1 protein-coding gene is annotated in these 340 nt (G+C 65.6%); it reads right to left on the bottom strand.

The features are described from left to right. Window positions 1–340, bottom strand: a 340-nt coding sequence (locus ACFHVL_RS31520) for a transposase (protein ID WP_416632269.1), incomplete at both ends; no start/stop codon positions are given.

Genomic DNA, 340 nt, shown 5'->3' with positions numbered 1-340 from the left:
GGGTGTCGTTGACCGACTCGATCAACTGCCGGACCTTCTTGAGCATCGGTTCGCCGTAGCGGGCCTTCTCCTTCTTGCGTGACGGGCGTAGCAGGGTGATGCCCTGGTCTGCGAGGTCCCGCTCGAGTGTTCTGGACGCGAAGCCCTTGTCGCTGATCAGCAGGATGCCGTCGTGTTCGGCGACGACACCGGCCTCGACCTCCAGCATCGCGGCGAGGACCTCCCGCTCGCCGATCTTCGGGTTCGCCAGGGCCCACAGGATTGGCATCCCGGTCGGGGTGCAGACCAGGTACAGGCGCAGTCCCCAGAAGAACCGGGAGTGGGAGGCGCAGTAGCCGTA

The organism is Micromonospora sp. LOL_023 (genome assembly GCF_048060115.1).
In the GTDB taxonomy this organism is placed as follows: Bacteria; Actinomycetota; Actinomycetes; order Mycobacteriales; family Micromonosporaceae; genus Micromonospora_E.
This window is presented reverse-complemented; position numbering and strand designations above follow the sequence as displayed.